17 protein-coding genes are annotated in these 17,265 nt (G+C 68.0%); 14 read left to right on the top strand and 3 right to left on the bottom strand.

The genetic code is table 11. From position 1 onward, the window contains the following. The first annotated feature begins 6 nt into the window (after window positions 1–6). The gene (locus ACAM58_RS05665) at window positions 7–657 is read left to right on the top strand and encodes an HAD family hydrolase (RefSeq protein ID WP_369664245.1); all 651 of its coding nucleotides are present in this window, start codon (window positions 7–9) and stop codon (window positions 655–657) included. Here the strand turns inward: ACAM58_RS05665 and ACAM58_RS05670 are convergent. Continuing rightward, the gene (locus ACAM58_RS05670; protein WP_369664246.1) at window positions 644–1,321 is read right to left on the bottom strand and encodes a lipocalin family protein; all 678 of its coding nucleotides are present in this window, start codon (window positions 1,319–1,321) and stop codon (window positions 644–646) included. The genes ACAM58_RS05665 and ACAM58_RS05670 overlap by 14 nt on opposite strands. A gap of 253 nt (window positions 1,322–1,574) precedes the next feature. Between ACAM58_RS05670 and tal the strand changes: the two genes are divergently transcribed. From tal to ACAM58_RS05685, 3 genes are all read left to right on the top strand, one after another. Beyond that, window positions 1,575–2,531, top strand: coding sequence for a transaldolase (gene tal, locus ACAM58_RS05675; RefSeq protein ID WP_018903545.1), 957 nt, complete (start codon window positions 1,575–1,577; stop codon window positions 2,529–2,531). A gap of 2 nt (window positions 2,532–2,533) precedes the next feature. Further along, window positions 2,534–4,096 carry a glucose-6-phosphate isomerase gene (gene pgi / locus ACAM58_RS05680; protein WP_369664247.1) on the top strand — a complete coding sequence of 521 codons (1,563 nt, stop codon included), beginning with the start codon at window positions 2,534–2,536 and terminating at the stop codon, window positions 4,094–4,096. 148 nt (window positions 4,097–4,244) lie between these two features. Then, window positions 4,245–4,574, top strand: a complete 330-nt coding sequence (locus ACAM58_RS05685; RefSeq protein WP_369664248.1) for a DUF805 domain-containing protein — start codon at window positions 4,245–4,247, stop codon at window positions 4,572–4,574. Window positions 4,575–4,582: 8 nt separating this feature from the next. On the opposite strand, the gene ACAM58_RS05690 is transcribed toward ACAM58_RS05685, so the two are convergent. Together ACAM58_RS05690 and ACAM58_RS05695 are read right to left on the bottom strand one after the other, a co-directional pair. Then, window positions 4,583–5,647, bottom strand: coding sequence for a 4-hydroxythreonine-4-phosphate dehydrogenase PdxA (locus ACAM58_RS05690; RefSeq protein WP_369664249.1), 1,065 nt, complete (start codon window positions 5,645–5,647; stop codon window positions 4,583–4,585). 37 nt (window positions 5,648–5,684) lie between these two features. Then, a complete protein-coding gene (locus tag ACAM58_RS05695) occupies window positions 5,685–6,665 on the bottom strand; it encodes a Bug family tripartite tricarboxylate transporter substrate binding protein (protein ID WP_369664250.1) in 981 nt (326 codons plus the stop codon). Window positions 6,666–6,755: 90 nt separating this feature from the next. On the opposite strand from ACAM58_RS05695, the gene ACAM58_RS05700 reads away from it, so the two are divergent. The 10 genes from ACAM58_RS05700 to ACAM58_RS05745 all read left to right on the top strand — a co-directional run bounded on the left by ACAM58_RS05700 (window position 6,756) and on the right by ACAM58_RS05745 (window position 17,247). Continuing rightward, the gene (locus ACAM58_RS05700) at window positions 6,756–7,691 is read left to right on the top strand and encodes a LysR family transcriptional regulator (protein ID WP_230537734.1); all 936 of its coding nucleotides are present in this window, start codon (window positions 6,756–6,758) and stop codon (window positions 7,689–7,691) included. Between the two features lie 177 nt (window positions 7,692–7,868). Next, window positions 7,869–9,179 carry a sugar ABC transporter substrate-binding protein gene (locus tag ACAM58_RS05705; protein ID WP_012746257.1) on the top strand — a complete coding sequence of 437 codons (1,311 nt, stop codon included), beginning with the start codon at window positions 7,869–7,871 and terminating at the stop codon, window positions 9,177–9,179. Between the two features lie 97 nt (window positions 9,180–9,276). After that, window positions 9,277–10,134 (top strand): carbohydrate ABC transporter permease, encoded by an 858-nt coding sequence (locus ACAM58_RS05710; protein WP_307593682.1) that lies wholly within the window; start codon window positions 9,277–9,279, stop codon window positions 10,132–10,134. A gap of 10 nt (window positions 10,135–10,144) precedes the next feature. Next, entirely contained in the window at window positions 10,145–10,969 is an 825-nt protein-coding gene (locus tag ACAM58_RS05715) for a carbohydrate ABC transporter permease (RefSeq protein ID WP_369664251.1), read from the top strand. A gap of 17 nt (window positions 10,970–10,986) precedes the next feature. Continuing rightward, the gene (locus tag ACAM58_RS05720; RefSeq protein ID WP_012746260.1) at window positions 10,987–12,024 is read left to right on the top strand and encodes an ABC transporter ATP-binding protein; all 1,038 of its coding nucleotides are present in this window, start codon (window positions 10,987–10,989) and stop codon (window positions 12,022–12,024) included. A gap of 82 nt (window positions 12,025–12,106) precedes the next feature. Next, complete coding sequence (gene dalD, locus ACAM58_RS05725; RefSeq protein WP_369664252.1) at window positions 12,107–13,498, top strand: D-arabinitol 4-dehydrogenase; 1,392 nt, start codon at window positions 12,107–12,109, stop codon at window positions 13,496–13,498. Then, on the top strand, window positions 13,495–14,283 hold the full coding sequence (locus ACAM58_RS05730; protein ID WP_018903539.1) for an L-iditol 2-dehydrogenase: 789 nt from the start codon (window positions 13,495–13,497) through the stop codon (window positions 14,281–14,283). The genes dalD and ACAM58_RS05730 overlap by 4 nt, the downstream gene beginning before the upstream one ends. A 351-nt stretch (window positions 14,284–14,634) precedes the next feature. Further along, complete coding sequence (locus tag ACAM58_RS05735; protein ID WP_369664253.1) at window positions 14,635–15,306, top strand: transaldolase family protein; 672 nt, start codon at window positions 14,635–14,637, stop codon at window positions 15,304–15,306. 20 nt (window positions 15,307–15,326) lie between these two features. Further along, window positions 15,327–16,295: a carbohydrate kinase gene (locus tag ACAM58_RS05740; protein ID WP_369664254.1), complete on the top strand. Its 969-nt coding sequence runs from the start codon at window positions 15,327–15,329 to the stop codon at window positions 16,293–16,295. A gap of 13 nt (window positions 16,296–16,308) precedes the next feature. Beyond that, window positions 16,309–17,247, top strand: coding sequence for a helix-turn-helix domain-containing protein (locus tag ACAM58_RS05745; protein ID WP_369664255.1), 939 nt, complete (start codon window positions 16,309–16,311; stop codon window positions 17,245–17,247). The last annotated feature ends 18 nt before the right edge of the window (window positions 17,248–17,265 follow it).

Below are 17,265 nucleotides of genomic sequence, written 5' to 3' on the forward strand. Positions count from 1 at the left end.
GGCGCCATGAACGTGGTTTTCGATCTTGGCGCCGTGCTGCTGGCATGGGAGCCCACCCGGCTGGTGCAGACCCATCTTCCCGAGCATGCCCCCACCGAAGCGGCCGCGGCGGCGCTGGGCCGGGCGCTTTTCCACCATGACGACTGGATGAGCTTCGACTGCGGCATGCGCTCGCTGGACGAGGCCATCGCGCGCATGGCACGGCGGCTGTCGCTGCCGGCGGCCCGGCTGGACGCCATGCTCGGCACGCTCGGGGAGCGCCTGGAGCCCATTGCCGCCACCGTGGAACTGCTCGAAGGGCTGTTCGCGCGGCGCGAGGCCGGCGAAGCGCTGCGCCTGTACTACCTCTCGAACATGCCGGCGCCCTATGCGCGCGCGGTCGAGCGCCGGCACGGCTTCATGCGGCGCTTCGACGGCGGGGTGTTTTCAGGCGACGTGAAGTTCATCAAGCCGGATCGCGAAATCTACGAGCTGCTGGCGGTGCGCCATGCGCTCGAGCCCGCGCAGACGGTGTTCATCGACGATTCGGCCGCCAATGTGGAGGCCGCGCGCGCCTTCGGCTGGCAGGCCATCCATTGCACGCACCCTTCGGCGCTGGCGGCGCAGCTGGCGCGCCATCTGCCGGCTGTCCAGGCTGCCCGGTCTACCGGCCGGTGAGCACCACCTTGGAGGTGTCGAAGCCCAGGCTGGCGGCGTAGTCCAGCTCGGCCTGCAGCGCGTCGTCCTCCAGGCGCGGCGCGCGCGAGAGCACCCAGAGGTACTGGCGGTCAGGCGTGCCGACCAGCGCCACCTGGTAGTCGCGGTCGAGCTTCAGGATCCAGTAGTCGCCCCAGACCATCGGCAGCCAGCTCAGCCACGAAGGCGCAAAGCGCACCTCGAGCCGGCCCGCGCCGGGCTGGCCCGCCACCGGCACCGCCCGGGCCGTTCCCACCGCCTCGTCGAAATTGCCGTCGGGCCGCACGCAGCGGTTGAGCACCTGCATGGTGCCATCGGGCTGGAGCGTGTACTCGGCGCTCACGGGGCCGGCGCACTGCTTCTGGAAGCGGTTGGGCAGGCGGGCCTGCTCGTGCCAGATGCCGGCGTAGCGCTGCAGGTCGACCGGCGCCACCACCTGCAGCGGCGCGCGCATGAGCGGTGCGCCATCGGGCGGGCCCGGCAGCTGCGTACGTGCAGTGCGCCCCGCGCCCATGGCAATCCAGGTGGCGACACCGCCCACCACGAAGGCCGTGGCCAGGGTGCCGATGGCGTGGCTGGTGCGGCGGTCATCGAATGGCGTGCGGCTGGCGGCGGCAGCCGCGGCGGAGCGATGGCGAAGGGGCATGGGCGTGGCACTCCTGTGGTGGTCGGAAGCATCGATCGGAAACGGCCAGCCTAGTCCCGGGCCGGGGCGGCGCGCCGTCAGCGGCGGACCACAGCCGCTGTAGGGCAGCGCGGCCGGCCCGGCCCTTACAACCCTGTCGGCGGCAGGCTGATCCAGGGCGGTGAAAACCCGTGCTACGGTGCGCATGAAAACATCGGCCCCGGCGCAACAGCGTGCAGGACTTGTCATCACCCGCACTGGATAATCTTTCTCCATGAATCAACTCGATGCTCTCCGCCAATGGACCACCGTGGTCGCCGATACCGGCGACTTCAAGCAACTTGCCATCTCCAGGCCGCAGGACGCGACCACCAATCCGTCGCTGATCCTGAAGGCGGTGCAGAAGCCCGAGTACCGGCCGCTGCTCGACGAAGCCGTGAGCAAGCACGCGGGCAAGCCGCTCGACGAGGTCATCGACCGGCTGCTGGTGCGCTTCGGCACTGAAATCCTCTCGATCATTCCGGGCCGCGTGTCGACCGAAGTCGATGCGCGCCTTTCGTTCGACACGGCCGCCACCGTGGCGCGCGGCGAGCGCATCGTGGCGCTCTACAAGGCCGAGGGCATCGACACCGAGAAGCGCCTGCTGATCAAGGTGGCCTCCACCTGGGAGGGCATCGAGGCGGCGCGCACGCTGGAGCAAAAGGGCATCCGCACCAACCTCACGCTGCTGTTCTCGTTCGCGCAGGCGGTGGCCTGCGGCGCCGCCGGCGTGCAGCTCATCTCGCCCTTCGTGGGCCGCATCTACGACTGGTACAAGAAGTCGGCCGGCGCCCAGTGGAACGAGGCCGCCAACGCGGGCGCGAACGACCCCGGCGTCAAGTCGGTGCGCCAGATCTTCGAGTACTACAAGCAGCACGGCATCAAGACCGAGGTGATGGGCGCGAGCTTCCGCAATGTGGGACAGATCCGGGCCCTGGCCGGCTGCGACCTGCTCACCATCAGCCCCGAGCTGCTGGCCGAGCTGGCCGCGAGCAACGAGCCGCTGGCGCATGCGCTCGATGCCAAGGCGGCAACCGGCGGCGATGTCGCCAAGGTCAGCTACGACGAGGCCGGCTTCCGCTTCGCGCTCAACGAAGACGCCATGGCCACCGAGAAGCTGGCCGAGGGCATCCGCGCCTTCGCGGCCGACGCCGTCAAGCTCGAGAAACTCATGCAGGAAAGCGGCAAGTAAGCATGGCCATGACCCAACGCTGCGACCGCGCGCCCGCCTGGGCGCAACTGCAGGCTGCCTTCGAGACCGCGGGCCGCCAGTTCGACGTGCGCCATGCCTTCGTCGACGACGCCGGCCGTTTCGAACGCTTCAGCCAGGAGGCGCCGTACCTGTTTGCCGACCTGTCGAAGAACCTGATCGATGCGCGCACGGAAGAACTGCTCTTCGCGCTGGCCCGCGAGTGCGGCCTCGAGGCGCACCGCGACGCGATGTTCGCGGGCGAGCACATCAACAACACCGAGGACCGCGCCGTGCTGCACACGCTGCTGCGCGCCCCCGCCGATGCCAAGGTGGGCAAGACGGCCGACAAGCTGCGCGAGGTGCACGAAACGCTCGATGCGATGCTGGCCTATGCCGAGAAGGTGCGCGCCGACCACACGATCACCGACGTGGTCAACATCGGCATCGGCGGCTCCGACCTCGGGCCGCAGATGGCGGTGCTGGCGCTGGCCGAGTTCGCCGCGCCCGGCAAGCGCTTTCACTTCGTCTCCAACGTCGACGGCCACGAGCTGGCCGGCGTGCTGCAGGGCCTGGCGCCCGAGCACACGCTGTTCCTCATTGCGTCCAAGACCTTCACCACGGCCGAGACCATGGCCAACGCGCTTTCGGCCAGGCGCTGGTACGAGCAGTCGGGCGGCACCGACATTGCCGGCCACTTTGCCGCGCTCACCACCAACGTCGAGGCTGCGAAGCAATTCGGCATCGACACCACCTTCGGTTTCTGGGACTGGGTGGGCGGGCGCTATTCGCTGTGGTCGGCCATCGGACTGCCGATTGCGCTGGCCATCGGCGCCGACGGTTTCCGCCGGCTGCTGGCGGGCGCGCACGCGATGGACGAGCACTTCCGCAGCGCGCCGCTCGAGCAGAACCTGCCGGTGCGGCTCGGCCTGCTCGATGTCTGGTACCGCAACTTCCACAAGTTCACGAGCCGCGGCATCGCGCCCTACCACAGCGCCCTGAAGCGCCTGCCGGCCTACCTGCAGCAGCTCGAGATGGAAAGCAACGGCAAGCAGGTCGATGCGAGCGGCGCGCCGCTGCCCGCGGGCCTTGGCACCTCGCCCGTGCTCTGGGGTGAGCCCGGCACCAACGGCCAGCATGCCTACTTCCAGATGCTGCACCAGGGCACCGATGTGATCCCGCTCGAATTCGTGGCGGTGCGCGATGCGGCGCACGACCTCGACGGCCACCACCCCAAGCTGCTGGCCAATGCGCTCGCGCAGGCGCAGGCGCTGATGGTCGGCAAGCTCGATGCGGGCGGCCACAAGAACTTCCCGGGCAACCGGCCGAGCAGCTTCTTCGTGTTCGAGAAGCTTACGCCCGAATCGCTGGGCGCCTTCCTCGCGCTGTACGAGCACCGCGTGTTCACCAGCGGCGCGCTGTGGGGCATCAACAGCTTCGACCAGTGGGGCGTGGAACTCGGCAAGGTGCTCGCGAAGGACATCGAGCCGCGCCTTGCCTCGGGCGACATCATGGGGCTCGACGCCTCGACCGCCGGCCTCCTGAAACGCCTGGGCACGCAGGCCTGATCCGCTGAAAGGCCGGGGCAACACGCCCGGACAGGCCGATCCATAGGCCATTTGTTTGCGAACTGATGGCCGAATTTGCCGTTGAATGATGCGTCGATATGATCGGCCCGGGGAATTTCCCTGGGATTCAATCAAGAGGAGTCGATCAATGGACTTTCAAACAGCGGTCAAGACCTGTTTCAGCAAATACGCCGATTTCAACGGACGCGCATCGCGTTCGGAGTACTGGTGGTTCGTGCTGGCCGAGGTCATCGTTCTCATCGTGGCAAGCCTGATCCATCAGTATGTGTACTTCATCGCGGCGCTGGGCTTCCTGCTGCCCGCGCTGGCCGTGGGCGCACGCCGCCTGCACGACATCGGCAAGAGCGGCTGGCTCCAGCTGTTGATGATCATTCCGATCGTCAACCTGGTGCTGATCTATTTCTACGTGCAGCCCTCGCAGCCCGAAACCAACCCGCACGGGGTGCCTGCCGCCTGAGCCTCGCGTCAGGCTGCAGTTTCCGCGCTGGAAAGCGTGCGCACCGGCCCACCGCTGGCCATGCGCACGCACAGGTCGAAGGCCTGCTGCAGGCCTTCGATCTGCGCGACGCCCTTGCCCGCGATATCGAAGGCGCTGCCGCTGGCCGAGGTGGCCACCGGCACGGGCAGGCCGCCATGCAGCGTCACGCCCTGCTCGAAGCCCATGAGCTTCATCGCGATCTGGCCCTGGTCGTGGTACATCGACACCACCGCATCCACGTCGCCGCGGCGCGCGCCGATGAACACCGTGTCGGGCGAGAACGGACCGCGCGCGTCGTAGCCCTCGGCGCGCAGCCGCTCGATGGCCGGCGCGATGATCTCGATCTCTTCCATGCCGATGGAGCCGCCGTCGCCCGCATGCGGGTTGAGCCCCGTCACTGCGATGCGCGGCTGTGCCACGCCCGCACGGCGCAGCGCCGATGCAATGATCTTCACCGCATCGCCCACGCCCTCCACCGTGATGTGGCTCGCCACATCCTTCAGCGGAATGTGCGAGGTCACGCGCGAGGTCCACAGCGAACCCGTGAGGTTGAATTCGCAGACGAAGCCCGTCACCGCGAAGCGCTCCTGCATGTAGCGCAGCTCGTCCTCGTGCACGAGGCCACCGAGCCGCAGCGAATGCTTGTTGAGCGGCGCGAAGACAATGCCCTCGGCCTGGCCGCGCCGCACGGCCGCGGTGGCCAGTTCCAGCGCCTCGAAGGAGGCGCGGCCCGAGGCCTCGTTCGACTCGCCGAGCACCGGCTCCCGGCCCTGCATCCAGTCGCGCTGCAGCAGGGTGGGGCGGCCGTCCTCGAAGCGCAGGTCGTCGAGTCCGTCGATCCGCAGCGGATCGAGCTTGACGCCCGCCACGCGCTCGCCCGCGGCCAGCACCACCGGGTCGGCGATCAGCAGCACGCGCGCGGCGTCCAGGTTGCGCTGGCGCGCGAGCAGCTTCACGGCCATCTCGGGGCCGATGCCGCCGGGGTCGCCGAGCAGCACGGCGATGCAGGGCCTGGCGGGGATCAGGTTCGGGGTCTTCGGTGGGGTGGGCATGTGGGCGGGGTTGAAATGATGAAGAAGAAAAGCGGCCTTATTCGGCCTTGATGTTGGCGTCGCGCACGAGCTGGCCGTAGTGGTCGAACTCCTGCCTGTTCATCGCCGCGAAGGCTTCGCCGGTCAGCGAACCGGGCTCGCCGCCCAGGGCCTTGATGCGCGTTTGCACATCGGAAAGCTTCAGCGTGCGCACGAGCTCGGCGTTCAGCCGCTCGACCGCGGGCCGCGGCGTGCCGGCGGTCACGTAGAGGCCGTACCAGGTGGATACGTCCGCGCCCTTGATGCCCTGCTCGGCCAGCGTGGGCACGTCGGGCAGCTCGGGCGAGCGCTGCGGTGCGCTCACGGCCAGCGCGCGGAACTTGCCGGCCTTGATCTGGCCCATGGCGGAGGAGGTGCTGTCGAACATCATGTCGACCTCGCCGCCGATGATGTCCACGTGCGCCTGCGAGCTGCCCTTGTAGGGCACGTGGATCGACTTCATGCCGGTGGCCAGGTTGAAGGCCTCGCCGCCCACGTGCTGCGTGCTGCCGATGCCCGACGATGCGTACTTGAAGCCGCCGGGCTTGGCCGCCATGGCCGCCAGCAGGTCCTTCACCGACTTGTAGGGCGAGCTGGCCGAGACCACCAGCACGTTGGGCATCACGGCCACCAGGCCGATCGGCTGCAGGTCTTTCAGCGGGTCGTACTTGAGCTTGAGAATGTGCGGCGCCACCGCCTGCGCGGTGTTGGTGGCCAGCAGCAGCGTGCTGCCGTCGGCCGCAGCGCGCGCCGTGAGCTCGCCGGCAATGGTGTTGGAGGCGCCGGGCCGGTTCTCCACCGTCACGGGCTGCTTGAGCACCGGCGCGAACTTGTCGGCCAGCACGCGCGCCAGGATGTCGGTGCCGCCGCCGGGCGAGGCGCCGACCAGGATGCGCAGCGGCTTGTCGGGGTAGGCCGGCTGCTGTGCGCCGGCGGTGGCGGCCATCAGCGTTAGCGCAGCCGCGCCCGCGGCGCGGGCCAGAAGAAAGGATTGCTTCATCGGATGTCTCCTGCTTGTTTGGCGCGAGCTTAGGCAGCTTCGTGCGGCCGATCCAATCGAAAAAGCCCGAAGCTCCATATACTTTTGTGCATGACTTCCGGTCCTGGCCCTGCCGACACATCGCTGATGCTCCATGTGCGGCCGCGCCAGCTGCTGCTCCTGGCGCGGCTCGACACCCACCGCCACCTGGGCCGCGCGGCCGAGGCCATGAACATCAGCCAGCCGGCCGCCACCAAGCTGCTGCAGCAGCTGGAGGATTCGCTCGGCGAAAGGCTCTTCGAGCGCCTTGCGCGCGGCATGGAGCCCACGCCCTACGGCGAGATCCTGATCCGCTACGCCCGCCGCGTGCTCAGCGACTTCGGCAGCGCCCGAGAGGAAATGCTCGCGCTGCGCTCGGGCCTGAGCGGTTCGCTGCGCGTGGGCAGCGTGCCGGGCGCGGTGCCCGAGCTGCTGGCGCCGGCGCTGGTTGAATACCACCGCCGCCATCCGCAGGTGGCCGTGTCGGTGGTGGTCGAGACCAGCGACGTGATGCAGGCGCAACTGGAGCAGGGCGACGTCGACCTGGTGCTGGGCCGGCTCACCGACAGCCACGACGAGGCCAAGTACGCGAGCGTGCCGCTGCTGGGCGAATCGCAGGTGGTGGTGGTGCGCGCCGCGCACCCGGTGTTCGAGCGCGCCACCGTCACGCTGGCCGAGATGGCGAACTGGTCCTGGGTGCTGCAGCCGCCGGGCTCGCCGCAGCGCGGGCGCTTCGAGGCGGCGATGCGCGAGGCGGGCATCCAGGCGCGGCTCGACATCATCGAAACGGCATCGCCGATCGCCATTACCGCCTTGCTGGAAAACTCCGACATGGCGGCCGTTATGCCGGCTTCGCAGGCCAGCCACTATGCCCGCCTGGGCGTGCTGCGCACGGTGCCGGTGGAGCTGCCGGTGCGCGTGCCGCCGATCTGCCTCGTCACCCGGCAGGACCGCGCGCTCTCGCCGGCCGCGGCGCAGTTCCGGCGCCAGCTGCTGGGCGGCGGCTGAAGCCTTTGGATTGAGCTTTTCCATGCTGTATTGCACCAACTAGGGAATCTCCTAGCCAACTGGTGCATGAAAGTACCAAGGCAAGCCGCCGAAGTACCAAACCCGCAAGCGCGTTTCTCCAGAATCCCGCCACGGCGACCCAAACAGAGCGGGCGTCGCTCACCTCTAGGAGACAACATGAAGCGTTTTCTGAAAGCGGGCCTCGTCCTCGCACTCGCCGGCACGGGGCTCGCCTCCCATGCCGCCACCGAACTCGTGATCGCGACCGTCAACAACGGCCACATGATCGAGATGCAGAAGCTCACGCCCTTCTTCGAAAAGGCCAACCCCGACATCAAGCTCAAGTGGGTCACGCTGGAAGAAGGCACGCTGCGCCAGCGCGTGACCACCGACATCGCCACCAAGGGCGGCCAGTTCGACGTGATGACCATCGGCCTGTACGAAACCCCGATCTGGTCGAAGAAGGGCTGGCTCAAGCCCATCGCCACCGACGCCGCCTACGACGTGGACGACCTGCTGCCCGCCATCCGCAACGGCCTGTCGACCGATGGCAAGCTCTACGCCGCGCCGTTCTACGGCGAGAGCTCGATGCTCATGTACCGCAAGGACCTGGCCGACAAGCTGGGCGTGAAGTTCTCCGACCAGCCGACCTGGGCGCAGGTGAAGGAGTTCGCCGACAAGGCCAACGACCCGAAGGCCGGCGTGTACGGCATGTGCCTGCGCGGCAAGCCGGGCTGGGGCGACAACATGGCCTTCCTGACCACGCTGGTCAATACGCATGGCGGCCAGTGGTTCGACATGCAGTGGAAGCCGCAGATCGACACCAAGCCCTGGAAGGATGCGATCACCTTCTACGTCGACCTGATGAAGAAGGACGGCCCGCCGGGCGCCTCGGCCAACAGCTTCAACGAGAACCTCGCGCTCTTCAACGAAGGCAAGTGCGCGGCCTGGGTCGACGCGACCATCGCGGCCTCGTTCATCAGCGACCCGAAGCAGTCGAAGGTGGCCGACAAGGTGGCGTTCGCGCAGGCACCGACCGCCGCCACGCCCAAGGGCGCCAACTGGCTGTGGTCGTGGAACCTCGCCATTCCGGCCAGTTCGTCCAAGGACGAGGCCGCGCAGAAGTTCATCAAGTGGGCCACGTCCAAGGACTACGTCAATCTGGTGGCCAAGGAAACCGGCTGGGCTTCGGTGCCGACCGGCACGCGCAAGTCGACCTATGCGAACCCCGAGTTCCAGAAGGTCGCCAAATTCGCCGAAGCCGAGAAGAAGGCCATCGATACGGCCAACCTCAGCGACAGCACGCTGCCCAAGTCGCCCTACGTGGGCGTGCAGTACGCGGCCATCCCCGAGTTCCAGGCCATCGGCGTGGCGGTGGGCCAGCAGATGAGCGCGGCGCTGTCGGGCAAGGTCACGGTGGACCAGGCGCTCAAGACCTCGCAGACGGCGGCGGAGCGCGAGATGAAGAAGGCTGGCTACTACAAGTAAGCGGTGAGGGGCGGCGTCCATGACCGCCGCCGCATGCCCTCACCCCCACCCTCTCCCGCCAGCGGGAGAGGGGGCAACAGCCTGAGAGGAACACAAGATGAAACGACTCCTGCCCCGCGCCCTCATGGCGCCCGCCGTGCTCACGCTCTTCCTGTGGATGATCGTGCCGCTCGCGATGACGTTGTACTTCTCGTTCGTGAACTACAACCTCATGCAGCCTGGCGAACGCACCTTCGCGGGCATCGAGAACTTTCACTACTTCGTCACCGATCCGGACTTCTGGCCCGCCACCTGGAACACGCTGGTGCTGATCGGCAGCGTGATCGTCATCACCGTGGTGCTCGGCGTGCTGCTTGCGCTCCTGGTGAACGAACCGTTTCCGGGCCGCGGCATCGTGCGGGTGCTCCTGATCTCGCCCTTCTTCGTCATGCCCGCGGTCAATGCGCTGCTGTGGAAGCACATGATGATGAACCCCATCTACGGCATCCTGGCCGACGTGTGGCGCTTCTTCGGCGCGACGCCGGTCGACTGGCTCACCGACGTGCCTCTGTTCTCGGTGATCGTCATGGTGGCCTGGCAGTGGCTGCCGTTCGCCTGCCTGATCTTCATTACCTCGCTGCAGTCGCTCGACCGCGAGCAGATGGAAGCCGCGCGCATGGACGGCGCGAGCGCATTCCAGCGCTTCTTCTACCTGACCATCCCGCACCTCGGCCGGCCGATGGCGGTGGTGATCATGATCGAGATGATCTTCCTGCTCAGCGTGTTCGCCGAGATCGCCATCACCACCAACGGCGGCCCGGGCAACGAGAGCACCAACATGACCTACCTGATCTTCAAGCAGTCGCTGATGAACTTCGACGTGGGCGTGGCCTCGGCCGGCGCGCTGTTCGCGGTGGTGCTGGCCAACATCGTGGCGGTGTTCCTGATCCGCATCATCGGCAAGAACCTCGACTGAAGGAACGACCATGCAACCCAGCAACTTCCTTCCGCAACTGCTGCGCACCGCGGGTGCCTGGGCCGTGGCGCTGCTGCTGTTCTTTCCGCTCGGCTGGCTGTTCCTCACGGCCTTCAAGACGGAACTGCAGGCGATCCACGTGCCGCCGCTCTTCATCTTCGAACCCACGCTCGGCAACTTCAGCGAGGTGCAGCGCCGCAGCGACTACCTGCTGTATGCGCGCAACTCGCTCGTCACCAGCCTGGGCTCGACCATCATCGGCCTCTTGATCGCGGCGCCCGCGGCGTACTCGATGGCCTTCTTCCGCACGAAGAAGACGCGCGACATCCTCATGTGGATGCTCTCCACCAAGATGATGCCGGCCGTCGGCGCGCTGGTGCCGATCTACGTGCTCGCGCAGACCGCGGGCCTGCTGGACTCGCTCACCGCGCTCACAGTCGTGTTCACGCTGTCGAACCTGCCGATCATGGTGTGGATGCTCTACAGCGCCTACAAGGACATTCCGAACGAGATCCTCGAAGCCGCGCGCATGGACGGCGCCAGCCTGTGGACCGAGTTCCGCCACGTCGTGCTGCCGCTGTCGGTGGGCGGGCTCGCATCGACCGGCCTCCTGTGCCTGGTGCTGAGCTGGAACGAGGCCTTCTGGGCGCTCAACCTCAGTTCGGCCAAGGCCGGCACGCTGGCCACGCTGATCGCCTCGTACTCCAGCCCCGAGGGCCTGTTCTGGGCCAAGCTGTCGGCCGCCTCGCTGATGGCCATCGCGCCCATCGTCGTGTTCGGCTGGTTCAGCCAGAAGCAACTCGTCCAGGGCCTGACCTTCGGCGCCGTCAAGTAAAGAAAGGGAGACACCCCATGGCCTACCTGCAACTCAAAGACATCAAGAAGAGCTTCGGCGACGTCGACATCATCAAGGGCGTCGACCTCGAGATCCAGAAGGGCGAGTTCATCGTCTTCGTGGGTCCTTCGGGCTGCGGCAAGTCGACGCTGCTGCGCCTCATTGCGGGGCTCGAGCCGATCACCAGCGGCAAGCTGCTGCTCGACGGCAAGGACATCACCTGGGCGCCTTCGGGCAAGCGCGACCTGGCGATGGTGTTCCAGAGCTATGCGCTCTATCCGCACATGAGCGTGTACGACAACATGTCCTTCGCGCTCAAGCTCGCGGGCGTGCCCAAGGACGAGATCAAGACCAAGGTGGAGTACGCGGCGAAGACGCTCAACCTCACGCAGTACCTCGACCGCACGCCCAAGGACCTGTCGGGCGGCCAGCGCCAGCGCGTGGCCATCGGCCGCGCGATCGTGCGTGCGCCCAAGGTGTTCCTGTTCGACGAGCCGCTGTCCAACCTGGACGCGGCGCTGCGCGGCAACACGCGCGTCGAGATCCACAAGCTGCACCGCTCGCTCGGTGCCACCACCATCTACGTGACGCACGACCAGGTCGAGGCCATGACGCTGGCCGACCGCGTGGTGGTGCTCAGGGACGGGCTCATCGAGCAGGTCGGCACGCCGCTCGAGCTCTACGACCATCCGGCCAACCAGTTCGTCGCGCAGTTCATCGGCATGCCGTCGATGAACATGGTGGCGGCAAGCGCCATTCCGAGTTTTTCCGCCGCCACCGGCGGTCGCCTGCCGAGCGACGGCTTCCTGGGCGTGCGGCCCGAAGGCCTGCGCGTGCATCCGAAGCAGGCTGCGCCCGCGGGCGTGCCGGGGCGCGTGGAGCTGATCGAGGCGCTGGGCGCCGACACGCTGATCCACGTCGACGTGGGCGGCGTGCCGCTGATCGCGCGCCAGAACGAACGCACGCCGCTGCATGCAGGCGACGACGTGGCGGTCGAGCTCGATCCGTCGGTGCTTCATTTGTTCAACCGCGAAGGCCGCTCGGTCTCCGCCTGATTTCTTCCGGAACATTCCCGTGACCCTCGCAGCAGCGCCTCTCGGTGCGCCAACCTCACCCCCGGCTCCTTCGGAGTTCGTGGTGCTTCACCTCGGACTCGGCTCGTTCCATCGTGCCCACCAGGCCGTCTACCTGCAGCGGCTGATCGATGCGGGCGACACCCGCTGGTCGCTTTCGGGCGCCAACATCCGGCCCGACATGGCCGATGTGGTGGCCGCGCTGCAGGCGCAGGGCGGGCGCTACACGCTCGAAACCGTGTCGCCGGCCGGCGAGTTGCGCTACGAACAGATCGAGGCCATCCGCGAAGTGCTGCCGTGGGAGCCCTCGCTGGCCGCGGTGATCGCACGCGGCGCCGCGCCGTCCACGCGCATCGTTTCGTTCACCGTGACCGAGGCCGGCTACTACCTCGACACCAAGGGCCGGCTGGACCTGTCGTTCGCCGATCTGGCAGCCGACATCGAGCGCGCGCGGCGCGGCGATGCTCCCGGCGAGGGCGTGACCATCTACGGCGCCGTCTGCGCGATCCTTCGTGCGCGCAAGGCTGCGCAGGCCGGCGCGGTCACGCTGCTCAACTGCGACAACCTGCGCCACAACGGCGACCGCTTCCGCGCCGGGCTGCTCGAATTCATCGAACGCGCGGGCGACGCCGATCTGCTGGCATGGGTGCAGGCGAACACCGCCTGCCCCAACGCGATGGTCGACCGCATCACGCCGCGCCCGCCGCCCGAGCTGCGCGCACGCGTGCAGGCCGCAACGGGCCGCGACGATGCGGCCGCGATCACCGGCGAGAGCTTCATCCAGTGGGTGATCGAAGACAACTTTGCGGCCGGCCGGCCCGACTGGGGCCGCGTGGGCGTGGAACTGGTCGAATCGGTGCAGCCCTATGAAGAAGCCAAGATCCGCATCCTCAACGCCACGCACAGCTGCATCGCCTGGGCCGGCACGCTGGCGGGGCTGAATTTCATCCACGAAGGCACGCACGACGCGGCCATCCGCAAGATGGCCTTCGACTACGTCACCGACGACGTGATCCCATGCCTCAGCCCGAGCCCGATCGACCTCGCGGCCTACCGCGACGTGGTGCTCGACCGCTTCGGCAACCCCGCGATCCGCGACACCAACCAGCGCGTGGCGGCCGATGGTTTTTCCAAGATCCCGGGCTTCATCGCGCCCACGGTGCGCGAGCGGCTGGCCGCGGGGCAGCCGATCGACAGCGTCGCGATGCTGCCCGCGCTGTTCCTCGCCTTCCTGCAACGCTGGCATCGCGGGGCGCTGCCCTATGCCTACCAGGACCAGGGCATGGACGAGGCCGTGGCGCACGCGATCTGCGATGCCGCCGATCCGGTGCTCGCGCTGTGCGCCGACCCGGCACTGTGGGGCGCCGCCGCGGGCGATGCGCGGCTGGTAGGCGCGGTGCGCGCAGCGAGCGCGCGCGTGGCAAATTTCCTGAAGAACCCTGGAGCAACGAAATGAGCGAACGTTTGAAGAACCGCCACGTGCTGCTGACCGGCGCCGGTGGCGGCATCGGCCTGGCCGTGGCCGAGGCCTGCATTGCCGAGGGCGCGCGCTGCAGCGTGATCGACCGCGCCGCGGCGGCGCCCGAGGCCGTGCGCGCGCTGCAGCAGCAGCACCCCGACAAGCTCGCCTACATCGCGGCCGACGTGACCGACACGCAGGCCATCGCGCACATGCTGGCCGAGGCACAGGTCGCCTTCGGGCCGATCCACACGCTGTTCAACAACGCCGCGGTGTTCGACCTGGCGCCGCTGCTCGACAGCGACGAGGCTTCGTTCGACCGGCTGTTCGCGGTCAACGTGAAGGGCATGTTCTTCGTGATGCAGGCCGTGCTGCGCCACATGGTGGAGGCCGGCACGCAGGGGGCGTCGGTCATCAACATGGCCTCGCAGGCGGGGCGGCGCGGCGAGGCGCTGGTGTCGCACTACTGCGCGACCAAGGCGGCGGTCATCAGCTACACCCAGAGCGCCGCGCTGGCCATGGCGCCGCACGGCATCCGTGTCAACGGCATTGCACCCGGTGTGGTCGACACGCCGATGTGGGACCATGTCGACAGCCTGTTCGCCAAGGCCGAGGGGCTGCCACCGGGCGAGAAGAAGCGCCGCGTGGGCCTGGAGGTGCCGCTCGGCCGCATGGGCGTGCCGGCCGACATCGCGGGGGCGGCCGTGTTTCTTGCCAGCGACGAGGCGCGCTACATCACGGCGCAGACTCTCAATGTCGATGGCGGTAATGTCATGAGCTGAGATGAGAACCTGCTTTTTCGTTCTTGTGCGCTGGTCTTCGTTCAGGGCGCGCTCCCGCCGACGGGGTACCTTGCTCCGCGAATGTCCTCCGGCCTTCGGCCTCCCCCTTGATTTCGCTGCGCAAGGCACCCCATCAGCGGGAGCGTGTTCAGAGCAGCGGTTGATCAGCGGTACACCAGCGGCGTGCCCAAGTGCACAGAGCATCGGGTGCTCCCCGCAGCGAAATCAAGGAGGAGGCCGCAGGCCGGGGGACATTCGCGGAGGGGAGTACCCGGTGATCTGTGCACACGCCCTGAACAGAAGCGCCCCGAACAACAGCGCCAAGAACAACAGCGCCAACAACGCACAGTCATGAACGAAGACTTCCATCTGTACCTCGACAGCGCCGACCTGCCTGAATTGCAGGCCTGCCTGCCGCATCCGGTGGTGCATGGCGTGACGACCAACCCCACGCTGCTCAAGCGCGCCGGCATCGGCCGCGGTGAATTGCCCGGTCTGCTGAAGCGCTGCATCGAACTGGGCGCACGCCAGGTGCAGGCGCAGGTGTATTCCAGCGACGTCGACGGCATGCTCGAAGATGCGGCCGCCTTGCTCCCGCACTTCGACCGGGGCCAGCTGGTCGTGAAGATTCCCGCCACGCGCCAGGGCCTGGATGCCGGCGCGCGGCTCATCGCGCAGGGCGTGCCCGTCACCTGGACCGCCGTGTATGCGCCCGAGCAGGCCCACTTTGCCGCGCAGTTGGGCGCGGCCTACGCGGCACCGTACCTCGGCCGGCTCGACGATGCCGGCGTCAACGGGCTGGCGCTGATCGCGCAGATGCAGGCGCTGGTGGCGCAGCGGCCTTCGTCGGGCACGCGCCTGCTGGTCGCCAGCATCCGCTCGCGCGAGGCCTATCTTGCGTTGCTGGCTCTGGGCGTGGGCGCCATCACGATTCCGCCGCGCCTCTTTGCCGAGCTGCTCGACCATCCCGCCACGCTGGCCGCGGAGCGCGGCTTCCTGGCCGATGCGCGCAGCTTGCCCTGACAGAAGAGAATCCGAGAACCATGCGCATTGCACTCACGGGCGAAGCCCTCATCGATTTCACCGCCAGCGAAGCCGGTGCGCTCGCGTTCCTCGGCCACGAGGGCGGTTCGCCGCTCAACACGGCCGTGGCCTGCGCGCGCCTGGGCCAGCCCACCGGCTTTCTCACGCAGCTGTCGACCGACCTGTTCGGCGAACGGCTGATGCGCTTTCTCGAACGCAACGGCGTCGATACCAGCTTCATCCTGCGCAGCAATGCGCCGTCGACGCTGGCCTTCGTCGAGCGCACGCCCGAGACCAACCGCTACGCCTTCTACACGCGCGGCAGCGCCGATGCCACCTGGGCGCCCGAGCCGCCGCCGCAGCTGCCGGCGGAGTGCCGCTTCCTTCATTTCGGCTCGATCTCGCTGCTGCAGGAGCCGGCGGCCACGCGCATTGCCGAGCTGGTCACGGCCAACGCCGGGCGCCGCGTGATCGTGTTCGATCCGAACGTGCGGCCCAGCCTGATTCCCGACATGGCCGCCTACCGCGAGCGCGTGACGGGCTGGCTGGCCATGGCCGACCTCGTCAAGCTCAGCGACGAGGACGCCGAACTGCTCGCCCCCGGCCAGCCGGTCGATGCGCTGGCCGCGGAGTGCCTCCAGGCCGGCGCGCATGCCGTGATCGTCACGCGCGGCGGCGCCGGCGCCACGCTCTGGCGCACCGGGCATGCGCCGCTTGCCGTGGCGGCGCCGCGGGTCAAGGTGGTCGACACCATCGGCGCGGGCGACACCTTCACGGCCGGGCTCTCGGTTTCGCTGCTCGCGCACGGCGTCGAGCACCCGGCCCAGCTTGGCGCGCTCGGCGACGGCGCCTGGCGCGAGGTGATGCGCTTCGCCGCCACCGCCGCCGCCCTCAACTGCACCCGCGAAGGCGCCGATCCACCCACGCTCGACGCGGTTCACGCCGCGCTGGCGCAGGAAGACAATGAGGCTGTCGCTTCCCGGCCTTGACCCCCGTGCTGCCATGACAACGTCCACACGCAAACGCTCGATTCCCCGTCAGCGCCAACCCGAGCTGGAGCGCGACATCGCGCGCTCCCCGTCGCTGGGCTACGAGGCCCCCGAAACCGGCCTGGTGCGCTGCCTCGCGCACGGCTTTCCGAGCCCGCTGGTGCGGTGGCACTTCCATGAAGACTACGAGCTGCACCTGATCACCGAAACCTCGGGCAAGGCCTTCATCGGCGACTGGATCGGGCCGTTCCAGCCCGGGCACCTCGTGCTCTGCGGGCCGCGGCTGCCGCACAACTGGATCTCGCTGGACGTGCCCGAAGGCGGCGCCGCGGGCCGCGACCGGGTGATCCAGTTCCGCCACGAGCCCATCGAGCGCGCCGCGGCCGAGATTCCGGAGCTGCGCGACGTGATGCAGCTGTTCGAGCGCGCGCGGCACGGCATCGAGTTCTTCGGCATGTCGCAGCAGGCGCAGGCGCACTGGGACAGCATCAAGGCCGCGCGCGGCGTGCGCCGGCTCGGGCTGTTCCTCGAGTTCATGGCCGACCTCGCGCAATGCACCGACTACCGGCTGCTCTCCAGCGTGCAGATGCAGGGCGCGCACGGCGTCGAAGGCGATGCGCAGGTCGACCAGATCAACGACATCGTCAACCGCATCACCAGCAACATGGCGGAGCCGATCTCCATGTCGGACGTGGCGGCCGAACTCGGCATGAGCGAAAGCCGCTTCAGCCGCTTCTTCCGGCGCTCCACCGGCAACAGCTTCACCGACTTCGTCAACCGCGTGCGCATCAACAGCGCCTGCCACCTGCTGATGCAGACCGACCACTACGTGACCGACATCTGCTACCAGGTCGGCTTCAACAACGTGGCCAACTTCAACCGGCGCTTCCTCGAGATCAAGGGCATGACCCCGAGCGAGTTCAGGCGCCAGGCCGACACGCGGTTCGGCTGACGCCCACACCAAGCGCTT

Origin of the sequence: Variovorax sp. V116, assembly GCF_041154435.1 — a bacterium.
GTDB lineage: Bacteria > Pseudomonadota > Gammaproteobacteria > Burkholderiales > Burkholderiaceae_C > Variovorax > Variovorax paradoxus.

Excerpts from the sequence above, each read along its gene's own strand:
- ACAM58_RS05665 (WP_369664245.1), top strand. The coding sequence starts at position 7 with ATGAACGTGGTTTTCGATCTTGGCGCCGTGCTGCTGGCATGGGAGCCC.
- ACAM58_RS05670 (WP_369664246.1), bottom strand. The coding sequence starts at position 1,321 with ATGCCCCTTCGCCATCGCTCCGCCGCGGCTGCCGCCGCCAGCCGCACG.
- tal (WP_018903545.1), top strand. The coding sequence starts at position 1,575 with ATGAATCAACTCGATGCTCTCCGCCAATGGACCACCGTGGTCGCCGAT.
- pgi (WP_369664247.1), top strand. The coding sequence starts at position 2,534 with ATGGCCATGACCCAACGCTGCGACCGCGCGCCCGCCTGGGCGCAACTG.
- ACAM58_RS05685 (WP_369664248.1), top strand. The coding sequence starts at position 4,245 with ATGGACTTTCAAACAGCGGTCAAGACCTGTTTCAGCAAATACGCCGAT.
- ACAM58_RS05690 (WP_369664249.1), bottom strand. The coding sequence starts at position 5,647 with ATGCCCACCCCACCGAAGACCCCGAACCTGATCCCCGCCAGGCCCTGC.
- ACAM58_RS05695 (WP_369664250.1), bottom strand. The coding sequence starts at position 6,665 with ATGAAGCAATCCTTTCTTCTGGCCCGCGCCGCGGGCGCGGCTGCGCTA.
- ACAM58_RS05700 (WP_230537734.1), top strand. The coding sequence starts at position 6,756 with ATGACTTCCGGTCCTGGCCCTGCCGACACATCGCTGATGCTCCATGTG.
- ACAM58_RS05705 (WP_012746257.1), top strand. The coding sequence starts at position 7,869 with ATGAAGCGTTTTCTGAAAGCGGGCCTCGTCCTCGCACTCGCCGGCACG.
- ACAM58_RS05710 (WP_307593682.1), top strand. The coding sequence starts at position 9,277 with ATGAAACGACTCCTGCCCCGCGCCCTCATGGCGCCCGCCGTGCTCACG.
- ACAM58_RS05715 (WP_369664251.1), top strand. The coding sequence starts at position 10,145 with ATGCAACCCAGCAACTTCCTTCCGCAACTGCTGCGCACCGCGGGTGCC.
- ACAM58_RS05720 (WP_012746260.1), top strand. The coding sequence starts at position 10,987 with ATGGCCTACCTGCAACTCAAAGACATCAAGAAGAGCTTCGGCGACGTC.
- ACAM58_RS05730 (WP_018903539.1), top strand. The coding sequence starts at position 13,495 with ATGAGCGAACGTTTGAAGAACCGCCACGTGCTGCTGACCGGCGCCGGT.
- ACAM58_RS05735 (WP_369664253.1), top strand. The coding sequence starts at position 14,635 with ATGAACGAAGACTTCCATCTGTACCTCGACAGCGCCGACCTGCCTGAA.
- ACAM58_RS05740 (WP_369664254.1), top strand. The coding sequence starts at position 15,327 with ATGCGCATTGCACTCACGGGCGAAGCCCTCATCGATTTCACCGCCAGC.
- ACAM58_RS05745 (WP_369664255.1), top strand. The coding sequence starts at position 16,309 with ATGACAACGTCCACACGCAAACGCTCGATTCCCCGTCAGCGCCAACCC.